Raw genomic sequence first — 25,473 nt, forward strand, 5'->3', positions numbered from 1 at the left:
GGCACCATAACGTGCCGCGCATGGAACTGTCTCGCACGGCGCCCTCGCGCGCGCACCTCGTCATCGTCCTCGGCCTGCTCGTTGTCGGCGCCTCGCCCGCCCTGCACGCCCTAACGCTGGCCGAGGCGGAACACGCGCTCGCGCTGCGCGATCCCGACATCATCGCCGCGGCGATCGAGGTGCGCGGCAGCGCTGGCGACGCACTCGCCGCGACGCGACGCACACCGGTCGAACTCGGCCTCAGCGCATCGAAGATCAGCACGCGCGAAGGCATCGGTTCCGGCCCGCTGACCGGCAAGCGCATCGACGCGACGCTCGGCGCGACCTGGACCTGGGAGCGCGGCGGCAAACGTCGCGCACGCATGCGCCAGGCCGACGATCTCGCGCGCGCCTCGCGACTCGACCTCGAAGACGCGCTGCGCGTGCGCGGTGTCGCGTTGCACGAAGCCTATTACGGCCTCAAGGCCGCGCAGGAGCACGTCGCCGTCGCGCAGGCGATGCACGACCTCGCCGGGCAAGGCCTCGCCGCGGCCGACCGTCTGGTCGCACTCGGCCAGCTCGCGAAGATCGAGCGCGAACGCCTCGCGGTCGAAGCCTTGCGTGTCGAGGAACATCTGCGCGACGCCGAGCTCGAACACCTCGACGCCCGGCACCATCTCGCACGCCTGATCGGGCGCGACGAGGATGCCGAAAGCCTCGATGCCGACGACGACTGGCCGGCACGCGACATCACCGTCCCCAGCCTGCCGAGCGATGCCTCGGCACGTCCCGACCAGCGCGCCGCCACGGCACGCGTGGACGCCGCCGACGCCGCACGCGACCTCGCGCATGCACTGCGCCGACGCGACATCGGCCTCGGTCTGGAGGTCGAGCGCGAACCGACCGATATCGCCGGCGTGACCTGGGGCGTCTCGGTCAGCGTGCCGCTGACGGGTCCGCGCCATCATGACGGTGCGATCGCGCGCGCCGAAGCCGATTACGACGCCGCCGTCCTCGCACGCGAGCGCGCACGCACGGAAGCACGCCTCGAGATGGCCCGCGCACGCGCCTGGCTCGATGCGGCCCGGCACCGCCGCAGGGCACTCGAGGACGAGCTCGCACCGGCCGCACGGCGCGCCCTCGACGGCGTCGAACTCGCCTATCGGCGCGGCGCAGCCGGGCTTACCGACCTGCTCGATGCGCGCCGCAGCTGGCGCGACGTCGAGTCCGACCTCATCGACGCGCGTGCCGCGCACGCGACCGCGCTCGCCGCGTGGCGTGCCGCGACGCCAGCCGACACCTCTCCCGACCGGATGCCGACGCCATGATCACGACGCGCCCCGACGCGCCCCGCCGAACCCGTTCGACCGCTTCAGGACACGTGCTGCTCGCGCTCGCACTCGCTGCCACGCTCGCCGCGTGCGCGCCGACCGCAGCCGTCGATGCGCCGCCGTCGGCGGGTGTCGACGGCATGACCATCCGCTTCCCTTCCGGCAGCCGCCAGCTCGACGTGCTGCGCAGCGTGGCGGTCGAGGCCGCGGTCGACGACGTCCTGAGCCTGCCGGCGCGCCTGGACTGGGACGCCACGCGTACCGGGCGCGTGCGTGCGCCGGTGGCCGGCCAGGTCACGGCGATCCGCGCCGACGTCGGCCATCGCGTCGCGGCAGGCGACACTCTCGCCTTCGTCGACTCGCCGGCGTTCGGGGAACTGCAGGCGGAACGCCGCAAGAGCACGATCGCGTTGCAGCAGGCGCAACGCCAGCTCGAGCGCAACCGCGAGCTGCACGAAGCCGGTGTCGTCTCGGCGCGTGACTTCGAGGACGCCCTCGCGATGCGTGATGCCGCCGCATCCGACGACGCGCGCATGCGCGCGAGTGCACGCCTCTACGGCGGTTCGGACACGGTCGACCAGCGCCTGCCGCTGCGCGCACCGCTCGACGGCGTCGTGGTCGAGCGGCGCATCGGTCCGGGCCAGAGCGTGGGGCCTGACCAGGACGACGGTGCGCTCTTCACGATCAGCGATCCCGCGAACCTGTGGCTTCTCGTCGACGTGCCCGAGCACCTCGCGGGCCGCATCGAGGCCGGCCTCCGTGTCGAGGTCGAGCTGCCCGGCGGCACACGCCTCGGGAGCCGCATCGACCATGTCGCCGACTTCGTCGCACCCGACACGCGCGTCGTCGCCGCGCGTGCGCGCATCGACAACACCTCGCGCACGCTCAAGGCCGGTGCCTACGTGCGCGCGGCCGTGCACGCGACGTCCTCGCCGGGCGTCGACGTGCCGGATTCCGGCGTCCTGCTGATCGACCACGAGCGCCACGTGTTCGTCGACGAGGGCGACGGCGTCTACTCGCGCCGGCGCGTGTCGGGCGAGGACCTCGGCAATCGCCACGTGCGCGTACGCGAAGGGATCGATCCCGGCACGCGCGTGGTCGTCGCGGGCGCGCTGTTCCTGCAGCAGCTCGTCGACAACGCCTCGACCGCCGCGCAGGTGGCCGCGCGATGATCGAGCGCCTCGTCGGCTACAGCCTGCGCCAGCCGCTCATGGTGATCATGGGCCTCGTGCTCTTCATCGGCGCGGCGGCGATCGCATTCCGGCAGTTGCCGGTCGAAGCGTTCCCCGACGTCTCCGACACCCAGGTCACGGTGGTCACGCTGCATCCCGGACGTGCGGCCGAGGAAGTCGAACGCAAGGTCACCATGCCGCTCGAGATCGCATTGTCGGGCATCCCGCATGCGGTGCGCGTGTTCTCGCACACGCAGTTCGGACTCTCGATGGTCATCGTGACATTCGACGACCGCGCCGACGACTACTTCGCGCGTGCCCAGGTGCTCGAGCGCCTGCAGGACGTCGACCTTCCCGACGGCGTGACGCCCGGACTCGAGGCGATGAGTTCGGCGATCAGCGAGATCTACCGCTACGTGCTGCGCGGCAGCGGCCATTCGCCGACCGAACTGCGCACGCTGCAGGAATGGATCATGGAGAAGCGCCTGCGCACGGTGCCGGGCGTGGCGAACGTGGTGAGCTTCGGCGGCCACCTGCGCACGTGGCAGGTCGAACCCGATCTCGACAAACTGCGCGACCGCGGCGTCAGCCTCGACATGTTCGCCGACGCGCTCGAACGCGGCAGTGCGAACGCCGGCGGCGGCTACGTCGAGCAAGGCCAGCAGCAGTACCTGATCCGCGGCGTCGGCCTCATGCGCTCGGCGGACGACATCGGCAAGGTCGTGGTCGACGTCCGCGACGGCACACCGATCCTCGTCGGCGATCTCGCGCGTGTCACCGAGACCGGCCTGCCGCGTCAGGGCCTCGTCGGGCAGGACGACGACGACGACGTGGTGTTCGGCCTCGTGCTCATGCGCAAGGGCGAGAACCCCTCGGACGTGCTCGCGGCGCTGCACGAGCGCCTCGACGAGGTGCAGGCCAAGCACCTGCCGGCCGGCGTCACCATCGAACCGTTCTACGACCGCTCCTGGCTCGTCGCGACGACCCTGCGCACGGTGTTCACGAACCTGCTCGAGGGTGCGGTGCTCGTGCTCGCCGTGCTGTGGCTGTTCCTCTACAACCTGCGCGCGGCGCTGATCGTCGCGGCGATGATGCCGCTCGCACTATTGGCGACGTTCCTCGGCCTGCACCTGTGGGGCGTGCCGGCGAACCTGCTGTCCCTCGGCGCGATGGACTTCGGCATCATCATCGACGGTGCCGTCATCGTGACCGAGCACATCGTCGCGCGGCTCGCACGCCTGCCCGCCGACGCCAGCCGCGCCGAACGCCGCGCCACCGTGCTGTCGGCCACGCTCGAGGTCGGGCGGCCGACGTTCTTCTCGATGCTCATCATCATCGCCGCGCACATCCCGATCTTCACGCTGCAGCGGCACGAGGGGCGCATTTTCGCGCCGATGGCCTACTCGGTGACCTCGGCCCTGACCGGCGCGCTGATCCTCGCGCTCACCCTCGTCCCGCTGCTGTGCCTGTGGTGCCTGCGCCGCACCGGGCGCTCCGAGCGCAACCCGCTCATGGAGGCGTTGCAGCGCCGCTACCGGCCCGTGCTCGAGCGCGTCATCGCGCGGCCGCGCATGGTCGTGCTCGGCGCCGTCGGCGTGCTCGCGGTGACGCTGGCGATGGGGTCGCGACTCGGCACCGAATTCCTCCCCGAGCTCGACGAAGGCTCGATCTGGCTGACCGCGACGCTCGATCCGAGCGTGAGCCTCGGCGAGGCGCAGGCACAGTCCAGGCGCATCCGCGACCTCGTGCGCAGCCTGCCCGAAGTGTCGACGATCGTGGCCAAGCTCGGCCGGCCCGAGGACGGCTCGGACGCCAAGGGCGCGAACCAGATCGAATCGCTGGTCGCGCTGCGGCCCGAGCGCGAGTGGACGCGCGGCCTCGGCAAGCGCGCCATCATCGCCGAGATGCAGGCGCTGCTCGAGTCGCGCATCCCGGGCACCGAGTTCTCGGTGTCGCAACCCGTGCGCGACAACATCCTCGAGAGCATCTCGCAGATCAAGGGCCAGATCGTGGTCAAGGTCGCCGGTGACGACCTCGACGAGCTCAACCGCACGGCGCAGGCGATCCTCGCGCAGGTGCGTGGCGTCGAGGGCGTCGAGAGCGCGTTCATCGACCGCGACGGCAGCCTGCCCCAGTTGCGCATCGACATCGACCGCGAACGCGCGGCGCGGCACGGCCTCAACGTGCGCGACATCGACGACGTCATCGAGACAGCGATCGGCGGTCGCGAGGTCGGCGAGATCTGGGAGGGCGAACGCCGCTTCCCGGTGACGCTGCGGCTGGCCGAGCCCGATCGCGAGCTGCATCGCCTGCGCAACGTCCCGATGGCCACGCCGACCGGCGCGACCGTCACGCTCGGCGACCTCGCGACGTTCTCGATGGCGAGCGGCGCGATCAACATCTCGCGCGAGGACGCACGACGCGTCAAGGCGATCAGCGTGTTCATCGCCGGTCGCGACATGGGCAGCATCGTCGCCGACATGCGCGAGCGCGTCGGCGCCAACGTGACCCTCGCACCGGGCTACGAGCTCGCCTGGTCCGGCGAGTTCGAGAACCAGGAGCGCGCGATGAACCGCCTCGCGTGGGTCGTGCCGCTGTCGGTGCTGATCATCTTCGTGCTGCTGTTCGACGCGTTCAAGAACGTCGGCAATGCCGTGCTCATCATCGCCAACGTGCCGTTCGCGCTGATCGGCGGCATCCTCGCGCTGCTGCTCACCGGCATTCCGCTGTCGGTCTCGGCGGCGATCGGCTTCATCGCGCTGTTCGGCCAGGCCGTGCTCAATGGCGTGGTCATGCTGAGCTGCTTCGCGCAGCTGCGCGAACGCGGCGCCAGCCTGTACGAAGCGGTCGTGGAAGGTTCGCTGCAGCGCCTGCGCACGGTGCTCATGACCGCGCTGCTCGCGATGCTCGGCCTGCTGCCGATGGCCTTGTCGAAGGCGATCGGCGCGGAGGCGCAGAAGCCGCTCGCCGTGGTCGTGATCGGCGGCCTGATCTCGGCGACCGTGCTGACGCTGATCGTGCTGCCGTCGCTCTACGTGTGGATGCACCGCCGGCGCGAGGCTGTCACGCCCGCGATGCCAGGCAAGGCTTGAGCGGTTCCAGTGCGTGGGCGGCCGTGCAGCCGTGCAGACGCTTCACTCGCCCGCGGCGGGCTCGCGCATCCACTCGAGGATCCGCGCGTAGACGCGGGCGTCCCAGAGCAGGCCGAGATGGCCCGTGCCGTAGGCGATCCATTGGCGCGAGGCCGGGATGCGCAGGGCGCGCGAGCGCTCGGACACGTAGCCGAGTGCGCTGTCGAGCGGTACGAGGCCATCACCGAGCACGCGCCCACCGAGGCTGTCCGGACGGCGCGCTAGCGAGCCTGCGATCGCGTAGCAGCGCACCGTGCGCGGCATCGACACGCGCGGGCGCCGGCCGTTGCCGCGCGATGCACGGTCGCTGGCCATCCAGTCGGTATCGAGCAAGGCCGCATCGCGCAAGTCGGTGATGCCGACGCTGCGCACGCGGCCGATGCGCGACAGCGCCGAGGTGTAGGGACTCGCGGCGAGCATCGCATCGAGGCGGCTGCCGCTGCGTTCGAGCGGCGAACCCGCGTGCGGCGTGCCGAGGAACACGATGCGGCGCAGGTGCGCCAGCCACGGGCGACGCGCACGACGCGCGTGCTCGCAGGCGCTGCGTGCGACGAGGCCGCCCATGCTGTAGCCGATGATCGCGAGCTCCTCGACCGGCACAGGCCACGCCGCCACGAGTTCGTCGAGCATCTCGGCGAGGCGCGCGCCGTTGCTCGAGATATGCAGGCCGCTGTTGTAATGCAGATAGACCGGTGTGAAGCCCGCGTCGGCCGCGAGCGCGGCGCCGTGGTCGTGATCGCCGCGGCGCCATTGCAGGTCGTTCATGCACAGGCCGTGCGCGAGCAGCACGATGCGCCCGCTCGGCGCGACGAGGTCGCGCGCGAGCGACGCGCGATCGAGCACGAGGCTGCGCCCTTCGCGACGCAGCGCCATGTCGATCTGCAGCGGATTGGCCGTGGAGGCGAGATGGTCGCCGATGACGCCGTTGATCGCGCCGACCAGCGCCTCGCGGCTCTGCGAGAGCGGCACTTCGCCATCGGCCGGCAGGTGGGCGAGCACGCGATCGACGCCGAAACCGACGCCGCGCGTCACGCGGCGGATGCTCCGATAGACGAACCCGGTCACTCCGCGCGCCGGCTCCTCGACCGGCGTGCCGAGCACGCGTGGAAGGCGCGACACGTTGTGCTGCATGTTCTCGCAGAGGTCGGCGAAGCCGAGCGTCGCATCGACGGCGAGGCGGCCGTAGGCACGCAGGTCGCCGAATCGGAACGGCAGCCGGGCCATCGGCAGGCGCGGGCGCAGGGATCGCAGTCTGAGCATCCGTGACAACTACCATCGCGGCGTCGAGTCCTTGCTCTAAACCGGCGATCCGGCAGGTGGATTCGAGGCCGACATGCGACGACTACTCTGGCCACGGCGGATTCCGCTGCGCGGGATCCGCCCTACGCGAAGCCCGCTCCGGCAGGGCGGAACCACCGCAGGCGATTCCGCCGACGACGTCCGATCGCACCCTACTGCAAGCACACGACCGGCGGACGGTCGCCACGGGCCACGGTGGATTCCGCTGCGCGGTATCCGCCCTACGCGAAGCCCGCTCACGTAGGGCGGAACCGCCGAAGGCGATTCCGCCGCCATGACTCACAGCGCCGCGGCGAGCTCCGCCGGCGTGTCGACGACAACGTCCGCGCCGGCCGCGACGAGTTCGTCGCGCGAGCCGAAGCCCCAGGTCACACCGATCGCGCGTACGCCGTTGGCACGCGCACCGTCGATGTCGAAATGACGGTCGCCGATCATCGTGGTCTCGGCCCGCGTCGCGCCGAAATCGGCGAGCGCCTGCGCGATCATGCCGGCCTTCTCGCTGACGCGGCTGCCGGGTTCGGGACCGTAGAGCCGCGTGAACGCGCTCCCGAACGGCAGCGCCGCGACGATGCGGCGTGCCTGCACGGCGACCTTGGTCGTGACGACGGCGAGGCGCTCCCCGCGCGCCGCGAGCGCCTCGACGAGCGCGGCCATGCCCGGGTAGACCTCGTGCTCGGCCCAGCCGGTCGAATCGAAACGCTCGCGGTAGTGGCCGACCGCACGCTCGATGCGCTCCGGATCGTCGCCGAGCACCTGCGGGAACGACGCGCGCAGCGGCGGACCGATCCAGCCGCGCAGCACCTCGCGCGGCGGCAGTGGTTCGCCGAGCTGCGCGAACACGTGCTCGAGCGAGCCGACGATGCCCTTCTCGGAATCGATCAGCGTGCCGTCGAGGTCGAACAGGATCAGCGCCATGCGCGAGCGTCCGCGTCGTGGTCCACGATCAGCCTCGTGCCTCGAGCGCGGCCACGGCCGGCAGCGTCTTGCCTTCGAGGAACTCGAGGAACGCTCCGCCGCCGGTCGAGATGTAGGACACCTCGTCGGCGATGCCGTACTTGTCGACCGCCGCGAGCGTGTCGCCGCCGCCCGCGATCGAGAAGCCGGGCGATGCCGCGATCGCACGCGCGAGCGCCTCGGTGCCCTTGCCGAACGCATCGAACTCGAACACACCGACCGGGCCGTTCCAGACGATGGTGCCGGCACCCGCGAGCAGCGCCGCGTAGCGCGCAGCCGTGTCCGGGCCGATGTCGAGGATCATGTCGCCCTCGGCGACGTCAGCGACCGCCTTGACCGTCGCCGGCGCATCGGCCGAGAACGCGGGCGCGACGACCACGTCGGTCGGCAGCGGCACGTCGGCGCCACGCGCCTTCGCGGCCGCGGCGATGCGCGTGGCGGTCTCGACGAGATCGGCCTCGTGCAGCGACTTGCCGACCGGGTGCCCGGCCGCGGCGAGGAATGTGTTGGCGATGCCGCCTCCGACGATGAGCTGGTCGACCTTGTCGACGAGGCTTTCGAGCAGGGCGAGCTTGGTCGACACCTTGGAACCCGCGACGATCGCGACCAGCGGGCGCGCCGGCGCGCCGAGCGCGCGCGCGAGCGCGTCGAGCTCGGCCATGAGCAGCGGACCGCCCACGGCGACCGGTGCGAAGCGGATCACGCCGTGCGTCGAGGCCTGCGCGCGGTGCGCGGTGCCGAACGCGTCCATGACGAACACGTCGCACAGCGCCGCGTACTTGCGCGCGAGCGCCTCGTCGTCCTTGCCCTCGCCGACATTCATGCGGCAGTTCTCGAGCAGCACGATGCCGCCGGCCGGCACCTCGACGCCGTCGACCCAGTCGCGCACGAGCGGCACGTCGCGGCCGAGCAGCTCGCCGAGGCGCGCGGCGACGGGCGCCAGCGAATCCTCGGCGCTCCACTGGCCTTCCTTCGGACGGCCCAGGTGCGAGGTGACGAGCACCGTGGCGCCCTTGTCGAGTGCGAGCTTCAGCGTCGGCAGCGACGCCGTGATGCGCTGCTCGGAGGTGATGCGGCCGTCCTCGATCGGCACGTTGAGGTCCTGGCGGATCAGGACGCGCTTGCCGGCGAGATCGAGGTCGCTCATGCGAATGACGGGCATCGGGGGTTTCCTCGCGAAGGATGGGAAGGTCGGCGGCCGCGGCGGCGGCGCGAGCGCGCGGTTGTAGTCGTTTGGTTGACCAGGATCAAGTCGCGCCGCGGCGGGCACCGGCACGATGCCGCCATGCCCGTGACCCGCCTGCCCGCTTCGCTCATCGACCGCTCGGCGATCTTCGACCCCGACCTCGTCGCGCGTCACGACGTCTCCGGGCCGCGCTACACCTCGTACCCGACCGCCCCGCAGTTCCGCACGGACTTCGGCGCCGCCGAGCTGCGCCGCATGGCACACGCCTCCAACGGGGACCCGATCCCGCGGGCGCTGTCGATCTACGTGCACGTGCCGTTCTGCTTCAGTCCGTGCTTCTACTGTGGCTGCAACCGCGTCATCACGCGCGACACGCGCCGCGCCGACGTCTACCTCGAACACCTCGCGCACGAGATCGCGCTGACCGCACCGCTGTTCGACCGCGACCGCGAGGTCGTGCAGCTGCACCTCGGCGGCGGTACGCCGAACTTCCTCGACGCGCGACAAATGACCGCACTGATGGACGCGCTGCGATCGGGCTTCGCGCTCGGTGGCGGCGACGGCCGCGAGTTCGGCATCGAGGTGGATCCGCGCTACGCCGACGCGGCGACGATCCGCATGCTCGCCGGGCTCGGCTTCAACCGCCTGTCGGTCGGCATCCAGGATTTCGACCCGCGCGTGCAGCAGGCCGTCAATCGGGTTCAGAGCGAGGAACAGACGCGCATCGTCATCGACGCGGCGCGCGAGCACGGCTTCCGCTCGGTCAGCGTCGACCTCATCCTCGGCCTGCCGCGGCAGACCACCGAACGCTTCGCACGCACGCTCGATGCGGTGCTCGCGCTCGCGCCGGACCGCATCGCCACCTACGCCTACGCCCACCTTCCGGAACGCTTCCGCGCGCAGCGCCAGATCGACGCGACCGAACTGCCCGATGCAGCCGCGCGCCTCGCCCTGCTCGGCCAGTGCACGCGCGCGCTCGGCGACGCGGGCTACCGCTACATCGGCATGGACCATTTCGCCCTGCCCGGCGACGACCTCGCCGTCGCGCAGCGCGCAGGCACCCTTCACCGCAACTTCCAGGGCTACTCGACGCATGCCGACTGCGACCTCGTCGGCCTCGGCGTGAGCTCGATCGGCCATGTCGGCCGCAGCTTCCACCAGAACGCGCGCGAGCTGCCCGACTACTACGCCGCCCTCGATGCCGGCCTGCTGCCCGTGCAGCGCGGCCTCGTGCTCGCCGACGAGGACCTCGTGCGCGGCGACGCGATCCAGCGCCTCATGTGCCACGGGCGCCTCGACATCGCCGCCTTCGAGCACCACCACGGCATCGACTTCGCGCGCAGCTTCCCGGTCGAACTCGATCGCCTGCGCGCGCTCGCCGACGACGGCCTCGTCGATGTCGCCGACGACGCGATCCGCGTCACCGCGCGCGGCCGCTACCTGCTGCGCATCGTCGCGATGTGCTTCGACGCCTACCTCGACGCGCCGGACGCCGCGTCACCACGCTATTCGAGGGCCTTGTGAGCACACCGATCCCGCTGCGCCGCCCGGACGCGTCCGTGCGCGAGGCCACGACCGACACGGCATGCGACAATCCTCGCGTGAGCAAGCCGTCGACCATCGTCAACCTGCGCGAGCTTCGCCAGTCCTGCGCCGATTGCGCACTGAGCCAGCTCTGCCTGCCCGCCTCGATCGGCGGTGCCGACCTCGAACGCCTCGACGACATCGTGCGCCAGCGCATGCCGCTCGATCGCGGCGGCGTGCTGTTCCGCGAAGGCAGCGCGCATCCGTCGCTGTTCGTCGTGCGCTCGGGCTCGCTAAAGACCTTCGTCTCGCTGCCCGAAGGCGACACCCAGATCCTCGGCTTCCACATCGCCGGCGAACTGGTCGGCCTCGACGGCCTCGCCGGCAACGGCCACCAGTGCACCGCCGAAGCGCTCGAACGCTCGAGCCTCTGCGAGGTGCCGTTCGCCTCGCTCAGCGAGGTCGCCGCGAAGGTGCCTGGCCTGCAGCACCAGCTGTTCCGCGTCATGAGCCGCGAGTTCGTGCGCGAGCAGCAGCACCCGGTCATGATGGGCCGCAAGCAGGCCATGTCGCGCCTCGCGATCTTCCTGCGCAGCCTGTCCGAACGCCTGCGCGGCATCGGCCACGATCCGCTGGAGCTCAACCTCAGCATGTCGCGCCAGGAGCTCGCCAACTACCTCGGCCTCGTCATCGAGACGGTCAGCCGCCTGTTCTCGCGACTGCAGGCACAAGGCGTGCTCGCCGTCGATCGACGCATCGTGCGCATCCTCCAGCCTGCGGCCCTCGCCGCGCTCGCCGAGAAGTCGGACGACGAGGGGAAGTAGTAAGAGGTTGCTCCTGCGCCCCAACTTCGCCTCGGTCCGAGGGCTTCGAGCACATCGTCATGCGCGCACGAGGGCGTGCGCATCGATCCCGGCGACATGAAGCTTCATTCCCGGCATGAAAGCTTGCCGGGGGCGTCACGGCCACCGACACTGTTTCTACCGCACTGTTCCGCACGGGCTCCTGTTCACCCCGTCACCTGCGATACGGCGCCAACCCGGCAGCGAAGGAACGCCATGAGCCAAGCTCTCGTCCTCAACCTCCTGCTCTTGCTGGGAGGCTTCTACTTCGGCATCCGGAACGTCATCCTGTTGCGCAGCGAGGAGGCTCTTCGCGATTACATGAAGCGGAGCCACAAAGCCGTAGCCTGGGTCGACAAGTACGGCATCGATCGCGCGACCAGCATGGCGAGAGAATCACTGATCCCATTGGGACTCGTGATGGCAGCGGCCATGACCGGTGTCGGAGGATGGAATCTCTGGCGCATCTTCGCTTGAGGAACAAGAACGTGATGTGCGGTGCTCTCCAGCGGTGCACGACATGCATCTGCTCATCAGAGGAGTGCCAGACGCATGAGAATCCCCAGGAGTTCGAGCGGAAGCGATGCCGACGATGAAGCGCCCGTTGGGAGATCGCATCCTCAAGGTCAATCATGCTGGTGAACACGGCGCGATCTGCATCTACAGTGGCCAGATCGCGATGGCCCGATGGACTGCACCGGACGTCGTCGGTCAACTCCGCGAGTTCCGCGAGCACGAGCAGCGTCACCATGCGATCTTCGCCGCGGAGCTTGAACGTCGAGGATGTCGTCGATGTCGAAGCTACATGCTCTGCGGTTTCGGCGGCTGGTTTCTCGGGCTCGCGACGGGAATGCTTGGCCGCAAGGCGATCGCCGCGACGACCGCTGCGGTGGAAGAGGTCGTACTCAGGCATCTCGAACAGCAGATTCGCGATCTGGGCACGTCGGATCCACCCGCCGTCGAGGCGATCGAAAGCATCATCGACGAAGAACAGGCACACCACGATCACGGCGCTGCGCAACTGAACCACGGGGATGCGTGGCAGAAGATCCTCAAACCGATCGTCTCCTCGGCAACGGAAACCGTTATCTGGCTCGGCATGCGACTCTGACGTCGATCATGAGGCAACGGCGATGAGCTCATCAGGTTACAAAGGTTCCGCCACGCGATTGATCATGTGGCTCATCGCGGTACCGTCGCTTGCGTCGGCCGGCTCGTCCACACCCGGGCAAGCCGTCTCGGTACTGTGGAGAGCCATGTCCCACGAAGCAGGTGCCGCCGCGGACACCATCACGCTGCGTCGCCTCTTCCACGACGATGCCGTGATCTTCGGCGGCGTCTACAAGGACGGCGCACCGGCGCTGCGCGCGTCGAGCGCCGCCGAGTTCATCGCCTCGCAGGGCGCCGTCAGCGGCAAGGCCTTCCACGAATGCGAGATCGCTCGCGACGTGAAGGCCTACGACCGCTTCGCGACGGTCACGAGCGTGGTCGAGTCGCGGCGCGACAAGGCCTCCACGAAACCCGATTTCACGGGCATCAACAGCGTGCAGCTCTACCGCCTCGGCGACGACTGGAAGATCGTGTCGCTGTACTACCACGTCGAGAAGGACGGGTTGCCGATCCCGCCGGCCGGTGGCGTATCGGGGACGTGCCTGCCCTGACGGCGAGACACGAAGCGGCTGGACGCGCGTCGCGCGACGTTCGCCCGATGTGCGAGGACACCCGAAGCATTCCCGACAGATCGCCGGATGCCCCTGCATCTTTCAGCCGGCCGGCACGAGCCTCAGATGGTTGTCCCACGCGAGCGCCTCGGCGCCTTCGCGCAATGCACGCAGGCTCGACTCCGGGCCGGCCTCGACGATCGCGCCGTGGCCGTCGCTGACGAGGAAGGCGCCCTGCCCGTGCGCCGCGACGCCGCAGCCGTCGGGACGGATGATGCGTCCGAGGCTGCGGCCGCTCGCGGCATCCCAGAACGCGACCTGGCCACCGACCGGGCTCGAGGTCGCGATGACGTCGCCGCGCGTGTTCGCGGCGACCGATCCGACGTAGTTGCGCAGGTCGCGCAGCAGCTCGTCGGGGCCGGCGAACAGTTCGGGCGCGTGACCGCGGCGATGGCGTCCGACCAGTGCGGGACGGTCGGCGGCCGGGCCGGAGTATTGGCAGCCGAACCAGACCGCGCCGTCGCCCGCGAGTGCGAGGTGGCGGATCGACAGCTGGTGCAGGGATGGCGCGAGCGCGACCTGTGCGAGCAGGCGGCCGTCACGCGCATCGAGGTAAGCCAGCGACGGTGCCATCGTGTCGAGGTTGAGCTCGAGCTTGCCGTAGTCGGGATGGGTGAGGATGCCGCCGTTGGCGACGCACAGCGTGCGGCGGTCGGGCATGAGCAGGAGTTCGTGCGCACCGATGCCACCGCAGTCGAATTCGCCGACGCGGCGCCAGCCGGTACCGGCTGCGGCATCGTAGACGCCGACGACGGCGCGCTCGCCTTCGAAATCGTTCTCGGTCGCGTAGAGCAGGCGTCCGTCGGCCGAGAACGCGCCATGGCCGAAGAAATGACGCCCGTCGGGCAGCGGCAGGCGCTGCGGCGGCGTGCGGCCGTCGAGGTCGAACGCGAGCGCGAAGAAGCCGGGCTGGCGACCGAACGCGACGGCACGTCCGCGCGGCGCGTCGATCGCGAAACTGTGGCCGCGATCCGGCAACGCGAACGCGTGCAGGTCGTGACCGTCGCCGTCGACGATGGCGACCTCGTGGCGGCCGTCGCGCTGGCGCGCGGCGACATAGCGCGTCGGCGTCGCGACGCTCGCGGCACGCGCGAGCCACGGCGCGGCGAGCAGCGCGCCGCCGATCGCCGTGACGAAGCCGCGCCGGTCAATCGCCATCGAACGCGTTGAAGCCGATGTTGACGCCGAGCGCCGCGGCGAGGAACTCGTCGGTGATGCTCTTCATGTTCTTGAGCACGAACAGCGCGTGCACGAGGCGCTCGCGTGCGTCGGCATCGATCACGGCGCGATCGAACGGCAACGTGACCGCGTCGATGTCCTCGAGCACGCGGCCGGCCTCGTCGCGCAGCGAGGCCGCGATCCAGCGCTGGTCGGCCGCGACGACCTCGTCGAAGCGTGCGGCGACGACGAGATCGCGCACGCCGGCGACGTTGCCGCGCAGCAGCGCCCGCGTCGCGCCGCTGCGCCACAGCGGGGCACGATGGCCACGTGCGGTTTCGTTCGTGTCGCCGATCGCCGGAGCGAGCTTGATGTCGCGCACGTACTGCAGGCTGCCCGAGATCGCCTTGAGCGTCTCGGCGGCGACTTCCTGCGGCGTGCGGTAGAACGCGCTCGCGGCATCGGGCTTCGCGAACGCACGCGCGAGCGCGCTCGCGTCCGACCATCCCGCGTCGATCTCGCGCGCGGTGGTGCCGAGCTGTGCGGCGACCGCGGTCGCGTAGGCGCAGCGGTAACGTCCAGGCTCGTCGGCTGCGGCGATCTGCGTGGCGGCCTCGCCCGCGAACAGCGCGTGTTCGAGCGCGGGGATGCCTTGCACGCCGACGCTGCGCGAGGCGAGCGCGCCGGCTTCGAGCACGGCCGGATCGGCCGCGGCGAGCAGCGCCGACACCTGGCGCTGCACGAGGCCGCGCGGATCGGGGAAGAAGAACACGCGCTCGAAGCGGTTGGCCTCGACCAGCGGGCCGAAGCGCAGCACCTCGACGTGACCCCAGGCTTCGGCGAGCGCGTCGAAGCGCGTCGCGACCGTGGCGCGCGTCGCCTCGCCGGGCTTGGCGCAGTACGCGCGCAAGGCCTCGTGGGTGGCGTCGGCGGCCTTGACGAAACCGGCCGTCGCGGGGCGGAACGTGTCGTCGCGCCAGCGCTGGCCGAGCGCCGAGAGGTCGGCAGCGTGCACGGCGGTGCCGGCGGCGGCGAGGACGAGCGCGAGGATCGCGTGCGGCAGGCGCATCAGAGGGACTCCACGAAACGGATCAGGTCGGCGCGTTGCGCCGGGGTCATGCCGACGACGCGATCGCGCGCGGCCTGCGCCTCGCCGCCGTGCCAGAGGATCGCCTCGAGCACGGTGCGTGCGCGGCCGTCGTGCAGGAAGGTGGCGCGCGCGTCGACGGTCGTGGCGAGGCCGACGCCCCACAGCGGCTGGGTGCGCCATTCGCGGCCGTTCGCGTCGCCTTCGGGGCGGTCGTCAGCGAGGCCTTCGCCCATGTCGTGCAGCAGGAAATCGCTGTACGGCCAGATCAGCTGGAAGCGGTGCGCGGGATCGGCGGCGTCGCGCCGCGTCACGTACTTGGGCACGTGGCAGCTCGCGCAACGCGCCTCGTAGAACAGCTGCTTGCCGGCGAGCACCTGCGCATCGTCGCTGCCGCGCCGCGCGGGCACGCCGAGGTGGGTCGAGTAGAACGCGACGAAATCGAGCAGGTCGCCGGGCACTTCCTCGGGCCCGAACGCGGGCTGCGCGCCGTGCGGTGCAGCGCGGCAGGCCTTCTGCTTCGTCGTGCAGTCGCCCCAGTGGTCGGGCAGCAGCGGCGTCGACAAGCCCATGTCGCCCGAGAATGCGTGCGCGGCCTGCGGCTTCACGGCGGGCTGGCCGGCCTTCCAGCCGAAGCGGCCGAGCACGAGCGCGCCGGACGCGGGATCGCGCACGTAGGACGGCTTGCCGACGATGCCGTCGGGATCGTCCTTGCGCGCAGCGTGGGCCAGGATGTCGTCCTCATGGATCGCTTCGACGAGGCCGAGGCCGATCATCGGCGCGGCGATGCGCGGCGACAGCATGACGTCCTTGCGCATCGCGCCGTAGCCGAGGTCCTCGACGCGGTAGCTCGGGCGACGCAGCGTGGCGGTCTCGCCGCCGGCGAGCGCGACCGACACCTCGGTCCAGTCGATGCGCATATGCCCCTCGGCGGCGACACCGGGCACGGCGAAGTTCTGCAGCTGCGTTCCGTAGGTCGGCTCGGGGATCGCGGCGAGGCGGCGCTCGGCGAGCGCGCGTTTCTCGGCACGCGAGCGCGGCGGCACCGACAGGCGCAGGAACAGCGACACCGCGGGCTCGTCGGCCTCGGGCACCACGCCGCGACCGTCCTTGATGTGGCAGCCCTGGCAGGAGCGCGCGTTGAACAGCGGGCCGAGGCCGTCGGAGGCCTGCGTCGACGACGGCGCCGAGACCCAGTCCTTGCGGAACAGGCCGTTGCCGACCGCGAAACGCTGGCGTGCCTCGAAATCGAGGTTCGCCGACGGGAACGAGAAGATGTCGCGCGTGACGAGCTTCTCGCGCACGGTCGAGCCGCCGCCCGGCAGCGTCTCGAACGGTTCGGGCGCGTCGAACGTGATCGCCGGCGCGGTGATGCGGCGCACGCGCGCGCGGTCCTCGTCGGTGAGGTCGGCGCGCGTGGCGTCCGTGGCGTGCACGGACACCGCGGCGAACAGGCCGGCGAGTACGAGCGAACGACGCATCGGGGCCGGCCGCGTTGTCGATTACTGGAACACGGCCTCGGGCTTGTCGAGGCTGTCGGATCCTTCGATCTCGATCGCGCCGAGCCCGAGGGCGGTGACGACGCGCTCGATCGAGCGCGTCTGCTCGATGAGGCGATCGATCGCGGCCTGCACGACCGCGTTGCCCGCGGCATTGCCCTGCCCGATCATCTGGTCGTAGGCCTCGCCGCCTTCGGCGCGCTTGACCATCGCGGTCATCGCCGCGGTGGTCGCGTCGAGCTTGGCGCGCATCTCGGCATCGAGCGCGGGATCCTTGGCCTTGACGAGATCCGACAGTGACGGGCCTTCGACGGCCTTGCCGTCGGTGCGCACGTAGCGGCCGAGGTAGGCGTTGCGGATGCCGGCCTGGTTGTAGGCGTGCGAATGGTGCGTGTTGTCGGAGAAGCAGTCGTGCTCCTCCTCGGGGTCGTGCAGGATCAGGCCGAGCTTCATGCGCTCGCCGGCGAGTTCGCCGTAGGACAGGCTGCCCATGCCGGTCAGCATCACCGACAGCCCCGCCTTGGCGCCGCCCGCGAGCACGTGCGCGCGTGCCTTGCCTCCGGGCTTCCAGTCGGCCACGGCTTCGACGAGATCGTCGACGAGCAGCGAGGTCACCGTGGTCAGGTAGGCGACGCGGCGATCGCAATGACCGCCCGTGCAGGCCTTGGTGTCGAAATCGGTCGCGGGGCGGTTGCCGGCGCCCTTGCCGGTGCCGTTGAGATCCTGGCCCCACAGCAGGAACTCGACCGCGTGATAGCCCGTGGCGACATTGGCCTCGATGCCGCCGATCTCGTGCAGCGTGTCCGAGAGCAGCTCCTTCGTGATGGTGGTCGCGTCGACGTCGCGGCCGCCGACCCTGGTCTTCGGGTTCGCGATGAGGTTGGCGGTGAACCACGCGTTGGCGTCGGATTCGCTGCCGTACGAGGCATCGACGTAGTCGATGAGGCCTTCGTCGAGCGGCCAGGCGTTGACGCGGCCTTCCCAGGCGTCGACGACCGGATTGCCGAAGCGCAGCACTTCGGTCTGCATGTACGGCACGCGGGCGTCGATCCAGGCCTTGCGCGCGGCGGCGAGCGTCGTCGCACCGGGCTTGGCGACGAGCGCGTCGACGGCCTTCTGCAGTGCCTTCGCACTCGAGAGCGCATCTTCGTAGCCGGCCAGCGCGATGTCCGCGTAGGTGGTCACGACGGCCGCCTCGGAGACGGGCTTGGCCTTGGGGTCCGCTTCGGCGGCGACGGCATCGGCCGCACCGAACACGGCGGCAAACGGGAACAGGAGCGCAAACGGCATCCGCATGGGTCATCCTCGACAGGCGATGGCGTGCGGGGCGACGGCGGCACGCGGGAAAGGGCCGCCGATTGTAGACGATCGCCCGTGTCGACCGCATGCGCGCAGGGTGGCGCGCGTGGAGCGGGACGGCTGGACGACATCGCGTGAGATCGACTGCTTGTCCCGCGCCCGCCCCCTCTCCCCAACCCCTCTCCCGCGAGGGGAGAGGGGCAGCTCGCTTACGTTCGAAGGTACGACGCCGACGAGGGGTGGCCATCGTGACAGGGTGATTTGCGCGGCAGCCCGAGTCGTGCGCGAGCGTTCATGCCGCGACCGCACACGAACACCGCGGACGGCCCGGCTATCATGGCGGCCCCTTCGCAAGGTGGCGCGCGCATGACCGGACCGGTCCATATCGAACACCGCGGCAGCACGGCATGGCTCACGCTCGATCGGGCCGACGTGCACAACGCCTTCGACGCGGCGCTGATCGCCGAACTCACGGCGATGCTTGAGCGCGTCGACAGCGACGCGAGCGTGCGCGCAGTCGTGCTGACGGGCCGTGGCAGTACGTTCTCGGCCGGCGCGGACCTGAACTGGATGCGCGGCATGGCCGCGGCCGGCGAGGACGAGAACCGCGAGGACTCGCTGCGCCTCGCGCGCCTCATGCACACGCTCAACTTCCTGTCCAAGCCGACCGTCGCGCGCGTCAACGGCTCGGCCTACGGCGGCGGTGTCGGCCTCGTCGCGTGCTGCGACATCGCGATCGGCGTCGACGGCGCCAAGTTCTCGCTGTCCGAGGCCAAGCTCGGCCTCGTGCCCGCGGTGATCTCGCCCTACGTCGTCGCCGCGATCGGGCTGCGCCAGGCGCGCCGCTATTTCGTCAGCGCCGAGGTGTTCGATGCCGCCGAGGCGCGCCGCATCGGCCTGCTGCACGACGCCGTCGCCGGCGACGCGCTCGACTAGCAGGTCGATCGCGTGCTGCACATGCTCGGCAAGTGCGGTCCGGTCGCACAGGACGAGGCCAAGCGCCTCGCACTGCGCGCGGCCGGCATCGACGCCGAAGGCGCGCACCAGCTCGACCGGGAGAACGCCGCACTGATCGCGCGGCTGCGCGTATCGCCCGAGGGCCAGGAAGGCCTCGGCGCGTTCCTCGACAAGCGTGCCCCGTCCTGGGTGCGCGCCTCGTGAGCGGGCTCGACCACGTGGGTTTCGCGGTCGTCGATGTCGCACGCAGCACCGCGTTCTATACGCAGGCGCTCGCACCGCTCGGCCTCGCCGTGGTCATGCAGGTGACGCCCGAGCAGAGCGGCGCGGGCGCGCACGTCGGCTTCGGCACCGCGCAGAAGCCGTTTTTCTGGATCGGCGACGGCGAGGCGCGCCACGGCGGCGTGCACGTCGCGTTCACGGCGCCGACGCGCGCGGCCGTCGACGCGTTCCACGCCGCGGCCCTCGCCGCGGGCGGGCGCGACAACGGTGCACCGGGCCTGCGCCCACACTACCACCCCGACTACTACGGCGCCTTCGTGCTCGATCCCGACGGGCACAACGTCGAAGCCGTCTGCCACCTTGCGGAAGGATGACGCGATGCTCTTGTTCGACACGGTCCTGATCGCCAACCGCGGCGAGATCGCCTGCCGCGTGATCCGCACCTGCCGCCGCCTCGGCATCCGCACGGTGGCGGTGTATTCCGATGCCGATGCCGACGCGCAGCACGTACGCCTCGCCGACGACGCACGCCACATCGGCGGACCGCGACCGGCCGAATCGTACCTGCGTGGCGACGCGATCCTCGACGCCGCGCGCGCCGCCGGCGCGCAGGCGATCCATCCGGGCTACGGCTTCCTTTCGGAGAACGCCGACTTCGCCGATGCGGTCGAAGCGGCCGGGCTGTGCTTCATCGGCCCGTCCGGCGCCTCGATGCGCCGCATGGGATCGAAGGCCGGCGCCAAGGACCTCATGGCCTCGCACGGCGTGCCCGTCGTGCCGGGTTACACGGGCGACGACCAGGATCCCGCACTGCTCGCGCGCGAGGCCGGGCGCATCGGCTTCCCGCTCATGATCAAGGCCGCCTACGGCGGTGGCGGCAAGGGCATGCGCATCGTGCGCGCAGCAGAGGAGTTCGGCGCCGCGCTCGAATCCTGCCAGCGCGAGGCGCGCAACGCGTTCGGCCGCGACCGCGTGCTGCTCGAACGCTACGTCGAGCGCCCGCGCCACATCGAGTTCCAGATCTTCGGCGACGCGCACGGGCATGTCGTCCACCTCAACGAGCGCGAGTGCTCCGCGCAGCGCCGCTATCAGAAGGTGCTCGAGGAAACGCCCTCGCCGTTCGTCACGCCGGAGCTGCGCGCGCGCATGGGCGAGGCCGCGATCGCTGCGGGGCGCGCGCTCGACTACGTCAACGCGGGCACGGTCGAGTTCATCGTCGGCCAGCAAGGCGATTTCTACTTCATGGAGATCAACACGCGCCTGCAGGTCGAGCATCCCGTGACCGAGCTCGTGACCGGGCTCGACCTCGTCGAACTGCAGCTGCGCGTCGCCGCGGGCGAAGCGCTGCCGCCGGCCTTGCTCGACGGCCCGGTCGCCTCGCGTGGCCACGCGATCGAGCTGCGCCTCTACGCCGAGGATCCCGACCAGGGCTTCCTGCCCGGCTCGGGCGTGCTCGAGACGCTGCGCCTGCCGCCGCCGTCCACCCACGTGCGCATCGACTCGGGCGTGGTCGAGGGCGACGCGGTGACGATCTTCTACGACCCGATGATCGCCAAGCTCATCGTGCACGACATCGACCGCGCCGCCGCGCTGCAGCGCATGCGCGACGCGCTCGCCGAGGTCGACGTGGTCGGCCCGAAATCGAACGTCGCGTTCCTCGAACGCCTCGTGCGTCACGCCGCGGTCGTCGACGGCACGATCGACACGGGCTACCTCGACCGCCATCTCGACGCGTTCGTCGGGGCCAGCGGCGACGCCGCATCCGCGTTGCCGCTCGACCTCGCCGCGGCCGTCGTCGCCACGCTGCTCGACGGCGAACGCGCCGCGATCGACGCCGCGCGCACGGGCACCGATCCGCACTCGCCGTGGGCACGCGCCGACGGCTGGCGTCTCGGCCACGCCGGCAAGCGCATCGTCGCGCTGCTGCGCGACGGCGAGCGCCTCGAAGTCGCCGCGCACGGCGCCGACGGCCGCTACCGGCTCGACCTCGGCGACGCGCACGTCGAGGTCGATGGCGCACGCCTCGTCGACGGCGGCCTCTCCGCGCGCTACGACGGTGTCGGTGCGCGCCACCGCGTGTTCGCCGATGCCAGGCGCGTCGTCGTGCACGACGGCACGCGCCGCCACGCGTTCGAACACGCGCCCGCCTTCGTGTTCGCGGCCACGTCGACGACGCAGTCCGACCGCATCGTCGCGCCGATGCCGGGCCGCATCGTCGTCGTCAAGGCCACGCCGGGCGACGTCGTCGCCGAGAACCAGGAAGTGCTCGTCATGGAAGCGATGAAGATGGAACTCACGCTGCGCGCCCCGCGCGCCGGCACGATCGCCGCGGTACAGGCCGCCGTCGGCGACTTCGTCGAAGCCGACGCGGTGCTCGTGCGGTTCGAGGCGGTAGAAGGCGCGTGAGGCTCGTTCTCGCTGCGCTGCTGTTCGTCGGGCTTGCGGCATGCCAGAGGACGCTGTTCGAGTCGTTGCCGGCAGCCGATACCCGATCGTGCGACGCGCGATGGGTCGGCACATGGCACATGGATTTGCAGGACTCACACGAGAGTGGTCGCTCCGACGACTCGATGCATGCCGTCATCCACGAGGGCTGCTCTCGAATCGACTACTTCGAGAATGGCGTGGAGCAGCACCGTTTCTCGATGGCGCTGCACGCCGCACGCATCGCCGGGTTCGATGTCGTCGCCGTCGAACTGTTCGACGACGAGGGTGAATCCATGTTCGCCGAACACGAGGCGTATCCGTTCGTGTATCTGCGCCTTGCGACGAAGCACGACCGCATCGAGCTTCATTTTGTCGACGACGAAGCCGTCTCGCGCATGCTTCGCAACGGCGAGATCGAGGGGACGGCAGTCGTCCCGCCACGTGACCGACGGTCACCGAGAAACCATCACGGCTTCGTGCAAAACGTGGTGAAGGGTGATACATCGGCCATGGCGAGGCTGGTACTGCGACCCGACATGTTCGCCGCGGATCCCGCGATCGTCCTGACCCGAGTGGACTCGATCCCGAAGTCGGATGACGGTGTCGACACGAGTGACGCGCCATGACGCCAAGCTCCCGATCCTCGCTTCATTCGGCCCAGGTCCATCGAACATCCCAAAGTGCTGAACGCCATCCCGATCAGCATGATCATGTTTCTGCACGTCAAGGCCACCCGATGACCCTTCGCCTCGCCGCGCTCGCCCTCGCCTTCCTGCTGCTCGGCGGCTGCGTCGAGACGCGTTTCGCGTCGACGCCCGGCACCGCGATCGACGCCTGCGATGCGCGATGGAAAGGCCTCTGGCTCGACGTCGATCCGGCCTCGCGCCAGGACGAGGCCGCGCCGGGCTTCCTCGTCGACAAGGACTGTCGCTTCCTGCTGCTCGAGGAACCCGAGCGCGGCGGGCCGCTCAAGCCCGTGCACATCCCGCTCAACTTCGTGCACGACCGCGGCACCGACTACGTCGTCGTCGCCGACGACCAGCTGCGCGGCGTCGCGAGCATCAAGCCGGTCGGGCACGGGCTCGCCAAGGCGTTCTTCGTCGCGCGCTATCGCATTGACGGTGCGCGGCTCGAGATCGATCTCGTAGACACCGCGCGTGTCGCGCGCCTGATCGGCGACGGCCGCCTGTCGGGCAGCGTCGACCGCGACGGCAACGAGGTGCACGCGCTCGTGCGCGGCGATCCGCAACGCGTACTGGAGATCCTGCGCAGCGAACCCATCTTCGCCGAGGGCAAGCCGCTCGTGCTCGCGCGCGATCCGCGCGACCTGCCCACCTACGAACGCGAGCGCCTCGGCGCGAAGAGGTCCCGATGAGCCAGCCTGCCAGCGTCCGCATCGTCGAGGTCGGTCCGCGCGACGGCCTGCAGAACGAGAAGGCGATCATTCCCGCGGCGACCAAGATCGAGCTGATCGATCGGCTCTCGCGCACGGGCCTGCGCACGATCGAGGCGACGAGCTTCGTGAGCCCGAAGTGGATCCCGCAGCTCGCCGACGCGGCCGAGGTGTTCGCCGGCATCACGCGCGATCCTGCGATCGCCTACCCCGTGCTCGTGCCGAACGAGAAGGGCTACGAGCGCGCACGCGAGGTCGGCGCGCAGGAAGTCGCCGTGTTCACGGCCGCCTCCGAGGCGTTCAACCGCCGCAACACGAACGCCGGCATCGACGAGTCGATCGAACGTTTTCGCCCCGTGCTCGAGCGTGCGCGCGCCGACGGCGTCAAGGTGCGCGGCTACGTCTCCACGGTGCTGGGCTGCCCTTATCAGGGCGAGGTGCCGGTCGCCGATGTCGTGCGCGTCGCGCAGCGCCTGCACGCGCTCGGCTGCTACGAGATCTCGCTCGGCGACACGATCGGCATCGGCACGCCGGCCAGGGCGCGCGCGATGCTGCACGCGGTCGCGCTCGAGGTGCCGATCGCAGCGCTCGCGGTGCATTTCCACGACACGCGCGGCCAGGCGCTCGCGAACATCCTCGCCTGCCTCGAGGAGGGCGTCGCCGTGGTCGACAGCGCGGTATCGGGCACGGGCGGCTGCCCGTACGCGAACGGCGCCACCGGCAATGTCGCCAGCGAGGACGTCGTCTACATGCTCGAAGGCCTCGGCATCGCGACCGGCGTGGACCTTCCGAAGCTCGTCGAGACCGGCCTGTGGCTGTCGGCGCAGCTCGGCCGCGAGACCTCGAGCAAGGTCGCGCGCGCCGGCGTCTGAGACGCGCCACCGCACGCTGCTAAGATCGCGAACCCCGACGGAGAGCCCGCGTGCCCGCCAAACTCGCCCCCGAACGCACCCGTGGCGCCATCATCGCCTGCGGTGAACTGCCGGCCAACCAGCGCACGCCTCCGCTGCTCGCGCGCGTCGTCGCGCCGCTCGGCGACGCGCCGCGCATCGTGCTCGTGTCCGCACCCGACACCGCCGAGGACGACGACATCGAGCTCGAGACGCTGCTGCTCGGCGCCGGCTGCACGGCGGTCAACCGCTACGTGCTCGCGACACGCGCGAACGCCGAGCAGCGCGAGCTGCTCGACGTCGTCGAGCAGGCCGATCTCGTCATGCTGCAGGCCAGCCAGCCGCTGCGCCTGAGCACGCTGATCGGCGGCACCACGCTCGCGCGCCTGCTGCGCCGTCGCAACGCCGACGGCATGGCCGTATGCGGCATCGGCGCCGCCGCCGCGGTGCTGTGCGAGCACATGCTCGCGGCCGGTGCACCGGGTCCGACCCCGCACATGGGCGGCGCCTCTCTCGCGCCGGGCCTCGGCCTGACCAACCGCGTCGTGATCGACCAGGGCGGCCACGCCAGCGACCGCCTCGGCCGCCTGCTCGCCGCGCTCGCGCTCAATCCGTTCGCGCTCGGCCTCGGCATCGACGCGGCGACGTTCGCGGTGATCGGCCCCGACAACGTGCTCGACGTGATCGGCGCAGGCGGCATCACGGTGATCGACCCGAGCGAGATGGCCGACTCCAATGCGGCCGAGCTCGACCACGGCGCGCCGATCCGCATCACCAACCTGCGCCTGCACTCGCTGACCGGCGGCGGCCGCTACGACCTCGATTTCCGCCGTCCGATCGGCTGACGCCTCAGCGCCGGCTGCGGAAGAACGCGCGCAGCATGTCGCCGCTTTCGTCGGCGCAGAGGCCCGACTCGACGATCACGCGGTGGTTGTGGCGCGTCGACACCAGCGTGTCAAACACGCTGCCGGCGGCGCCGGTCTTGGGATCGGTCGCCGCGTAGACGACGCGTGCGACGCGTGCATGCACGATCGCCATCGCGCACATCGCGCACGGCTCCAGCGTCGCGTACAGCGTCGCACCGGGAAACCGGTAGTTCGACACGCGCGCGCCGGCCTCGCGCATCGCGAGGATCTCGGCGTGCGCGCTCGGATCGTGCAGCGTGATGTTGCGGTTGCAGCCTTCGCCGAGGAGCTCCCCATCGCGCACGAGCACGGCGCCGACGGGCACCTCATCGTGGAGGTCACGCGCCTGCCCGGCGAGCGCGAGCGCACGCTGCATCCAGTGCCGGTCCGCGTCGTCGAACACAGAGGCCGGTACGGCAGGCGGGATTTCGGACTCGAACTCGGACATCGGCGCAGCGGGCGTTCGCGGGGCGCCGATGGTGCCACAGCACGCGGCA

At 70.6% G+C, this 25,473-nt stretch carries 22 protein-coding genes and 1 pseudogene; 15 read left to right on the top strand and 8 right to left on the bottom strand.

Annotated features, from left to right (window positions below):
* Window positions 1–20 precede the first annotated feature (20 nt).
* From ACQQ2N_RS19460 to ACQQ2N_RS19470, 3 genes are read left to right on the top strand one after another with little or no spacing between them, the layout of a single operon-like run.
* On the top strand, window positions 21–1,307 hold the full coding sequence (locus tag ACQQ2N_RS19460) for a TolC family protein (RefSeq protein ID WP_440223233.1): 1,287 nt from the start codon (window positions 21–23) through the stop codon (window positions 1,305–1,307).
* On the top strand, window positions 1,304–2,482 hold the full coding sequence (locus ACQQ2N_RS19465; protein ID WP_440223234.1) for an efflux RND transporter periplasmic adaptor subunit: 1,179 nt from the start codon (window positions 1,304–1,306) through the stop codon (window positions 2,480–2,482). The genes ACQQ2N_RS19460 and ACQQ2N_RS19465 overlap by 4 nt, the downstream gene beginning before the upstream one ends.
* Entirely contained in the window at window positions 2,479–5,574 is a 3,096-nt protein-coding gene (locus ACQQ2N_RS19470; RefSeq protein WP_440223235.1) for an efflux RND transporter permease subunit, read from the top strand. The genes ACQQ2N_RS19465 and ACQQ2N_RS19470 overlap by 4 nt, the downstream gene beginning before the upstream one ends.
* A gap of 42 nt (window positions 5,575–5,616) precedes the next feature.
* Here ACQQ2N_RS19470 and ACQQ2N_RS19475 read toward each other — a convergent pair whose 3' ends face one another.
* The 3 genes from ACQQ2N_RS19475 to ACQQ2N_RS19485 form a co-directional block, all read right to left on the bottom strand.
* Window positions 5,617–6,873, bottom strand: coding sequence for a lipase family alpha/beta hydrolase (locus ACQQ2N_RS19475; RefSeq protein WP_440223236.1), 1,257 nt, complete (start codon window positions 6,871–6,873; stop codon window positions 5,617–5,619).
* Window positions 6,874–7,191: 318 nt separating this feature from the next.
* Complete coding sequence (locus ACQQ2N_RS19480) at window positions 7,192–7,827, bottom strand: HAD hydrolase-like protein (protein WP_440223237.1); 636 nt, start codon at window positions 7,825–7,827, stop codon at window positions 7,192–7,194.
* A gap of 28 nt (window positions 7,828–7,855) precedes the next feature.
* Window positions 7,856–9,028, bottom strand: a complete 1,173-nt coding sequence (locus ACQQ2N_RS19485) for a phosphoglycerate kinase (RefSeq protein WP_440223238.1) — start codon at window positions 9,026–9,028, stop codon at window positions 7,856–7,858.
* 123 nt (window positions 9,029–9,151) lie between these two features.
* On the opposite strand from ACQQ2N_RS19485, the gene hemN reads away from it, so the two are divergent.
* The 5 genes from hemN (at window position 9,152) to ACQQ2N_RS19510 (ending at window position 13,079) form a co-directional block, all read left to right on the top strand.
* Window positions 9,152–10,576 (top strand): oxygen-independent coproporphyrinogen III oxidase, encoded by a 1,425-nt coding sequence (gene hemN, locus ACQQ2N_RS19490; RefSeq protein WP_440223239.1) that lies wholly within the window; start codon window positions 9,152–9,154, stop codon window positions 10,574–10,576.
* Window positions 10,573–11,400 carry a helix-turn-helix domain-containing protein gene (locus tag ACQQ2N_RS19495; RefSeq protein ID WP_440223240.1) on the top strand — a complete coding sequence of 276 codons (828 nt, stop codon included), beginning with the start codon at window positions 10,573–10,575 and terminating at the stop codon, window positions 11,398–11,400. The genes hemN and ACQQ2N_RS19495 overlap by 4 nt, the downstream gene beginning before the upstream one ends.
* Window positions 11,401–11,634: 234 nt before the next feature.
* Window positions 11,635–11,895, top strand: a complete 261-nt coding sequence (locus tag ACQQ2N_RS19500) for a hypothetical protein (RefSeq protein WP_440223241.1) — start codon at window positions 11,635–11,637, stop codon at window positions 11,893–11,895.
* A gap of 115 nt (window positions 11,896–12,010) precedes the next feature.
* Window positions 12,011–12,529, top strand: a complete 519-nt coding sequence (locus ACQQ2N_RS19505) for a demethoxyubiquinone hydroxylase family protein (protein ID WP_440223242.1) — start codon at window positions 12,011–12,013, stop codon at window positions 12,527–12,529.
* Window positions 12,530–12,674: 145 nt separating this feature from the next.
* Entirely contained in the window at window positions 12,675–13,079 is a 405-nt protein-coding gene (locus ACQQ2N_RS19510) for a hypothetical protein (protein ID WP_440223243.1), read from the top strand.
* Window positions 13,080–13,181: 102 nt separating this feature from the next.
* Here ACQQ2N_RS19510 and ACQQ2N_RS19515 read toward each other — a convergent pair whose 3' ends face one another.
* Genes ACQQ2N_RS19515 through ACQQ2N_RS19530 form a run of 4 tightly spaced genes read right to left on the bottom strand, consistent with a single transcriptional unit; the run spans window position 13,182 to window position 18,173 of the window.
* On the bottom strand, window positions 13,182–14,297 hold the full coding sequence (locus ACQQ2N_RS19515) for a DUF1513 domain-containing protein (protein WP_440223244.1): 1,116 nt from the start codon (window positions 14,295–14,297) through the stop codon (window positions 13,182–13,184).
* A complete protein-coding gene (locus tag ACQQ2N_RS19520) occupies window positions 14,287–15,366 on the bottom strand; it encodes an imelysin family protein (RefSeq protein ID WP_440223245.1) in 1,080 nt (359 codons plus the stop codon). Before ACQQ2N_RS19520 ends, ACQQ2N_RS19515 begins: the two co-directional genes overlap by 11 nt.
* Window positions 15,366–16,865, bottom strand: coding sequence for a di-heme oxidoreductase family protein (locus ACQQ2N_RS19525; protein ID WP_440223246.1), 1,500 nt, complete (start codon window positions 16,863–16,865; stop codon window positions 15,366–15,368). Before ACQQ2N_RS19525 ends, ACQQ2N_RS19520 begins: the two co-directional genes overlap by 1 nt.
* A 21-nt stretch (window positions 16,866–16,886) precedes the next feature.
* Complete coding sequence (locus tag ACQQ2N_RS19530) at window positions 16,887–18,173, bottom strand: imelysin family protein (protein WP_440223247.1); 1,287 nt, start codon at window positions 18,171–18,173, stop codon at window positions 16,887–16,889.
* 375 nt (window positions 18,174–18,548) lie between these two features.
* Between ACQQ2N_RS19530 and ACQQ2N_RS19535 the strand changes: the two are divergent.
* The 7 genes and pseudogenes from ACQQ2N_RS19535 to ACQQ2N_RS19565 all read left to right on the top strand — a co-directional run bounded on the left by ACQQ2N_RS19535 (window position 18,549) and on the right by ACQQ2N_RS19565 (window position 24,916).
* Window positions 18,549–19,343, top strand: a pseudogene (locus ACQQ2N_RS19535) (enoyl-CoA hydratase-related protein).
* Window positions 19,340–19,735 carry a VOC family protein gene (locus tag ACQQ2N_RS19540; protein ID WP_440223248.1) on the top strand — a complete coding sequence of 132 codons (396 nt, stop codon included), beginning with the start codon at window positions 19,340–19,342 and terminating at the stop codon, window positions 19,733–19,735. The pseudogene ACQQ2N_RS19535 and the gene ACQQ2N_RS19540 overlap by 4 nt, the downstream one beginning before the upstream one ends.
* Before the next feature lie 10 nt (window positions 19,736–19,745).
* Window positions 19,746–21,767 carry an acetyl/propionyl/methylcrotonyl-CoA carboxylase subunit alpha gene (locus tag ACQQ2N_RS19545; RefSeq protein ID WP_440225805.1) on the top strand — a complete coding sequence of 674 codons (2,022 nt, stop codon included), beginning with the start codon at window positions 19,746–19,748 and terminating at the stop codon, window positions 21,765–21,767.
* Window positions 21,764–22,414 carry a hypothetical protein gene (locus ACQQ2N_RS19550; protein ID WP_440223249.1) on the top strand — a complete coding sequence of 217 codons (651 nt, stop codon included), beginning with the start codon at window positions 21,764–21,766 and terminating at the stop codon, window positions 22,412–22,414. The genes ACQQ2N_RS19545 and ACQQ2N_RS19550 overlap by 4 nt, the downstream gene beginning before the upstream one ends.
* A 110-nt stretch (window positions 22,415–22,524) precedes the next feature.
* Window positions 22,525–23,163 carry a hypothetical protein gene (locus tag ACQQ2N_RS19555; protein WP_440223250.1) on the top strand — a complete coding sequence of 213 codons (639 nt, stop codon included), beginning with the start codon at window positions 22,525–22,527 and terminating at the stop codon, window positions 23,161–23,163.
* On the top strand, window positions 23,160–24,053 hold the full coding sequence (locus ACQQ2N_RS19560; RefSeq protein WP_440223251.1) for a hydroxymethylglutaryl-CoA lyase: 894 nt from the start codon (window positions 23,160–23,162) through the stop codon (window positions 24,051–24,053). The genes ACQQ2N_RS19555 and ACQQ2N_RS19560 overlap by 4 nt, the downstream gene beginning before the upstream one ends.
* A gap of 50 nt (window positions 24,054–24,103) precedes the next feature.
* Entirely contained in the window at window positions 24,104–24,916 is an 813-nt protein-coding gene (locus ACQQ2N_RS19565) for a cyanophycinase (RefSeq protein WP_440223252.1), read from the top strand.
* Between the two features lie 4 nt (window positions 24,917–24,920).
* Here ACQQ2N_RS19565 and tadA read toward each other — a convergent pair whose 3' ends face one another.
* Window positions 24,921–25,424: a tRNA adenosine(34) deaminase TadA gene (gene tadA / locus ACQQ2N_RS19570; RefSeq protein ID WP_440223254.1), complete on the bottom strand. Its 504-nt coding sequence runs from the start codon at window positions 25,422–25,424 to the stop codon at window positions 24,921–24,923.
* Window positions 25,425–25,473: the final 49 nt, after the last annotated feature.

This window comes from Dokdonella aquatica, from assembly GCF_051987395.1.
Lineage (GTDB): Bacteria > Pseudomonadota > Gammaproteobacteria > Xanthomonadales > Rhodanobacteraceae > Dokdonella.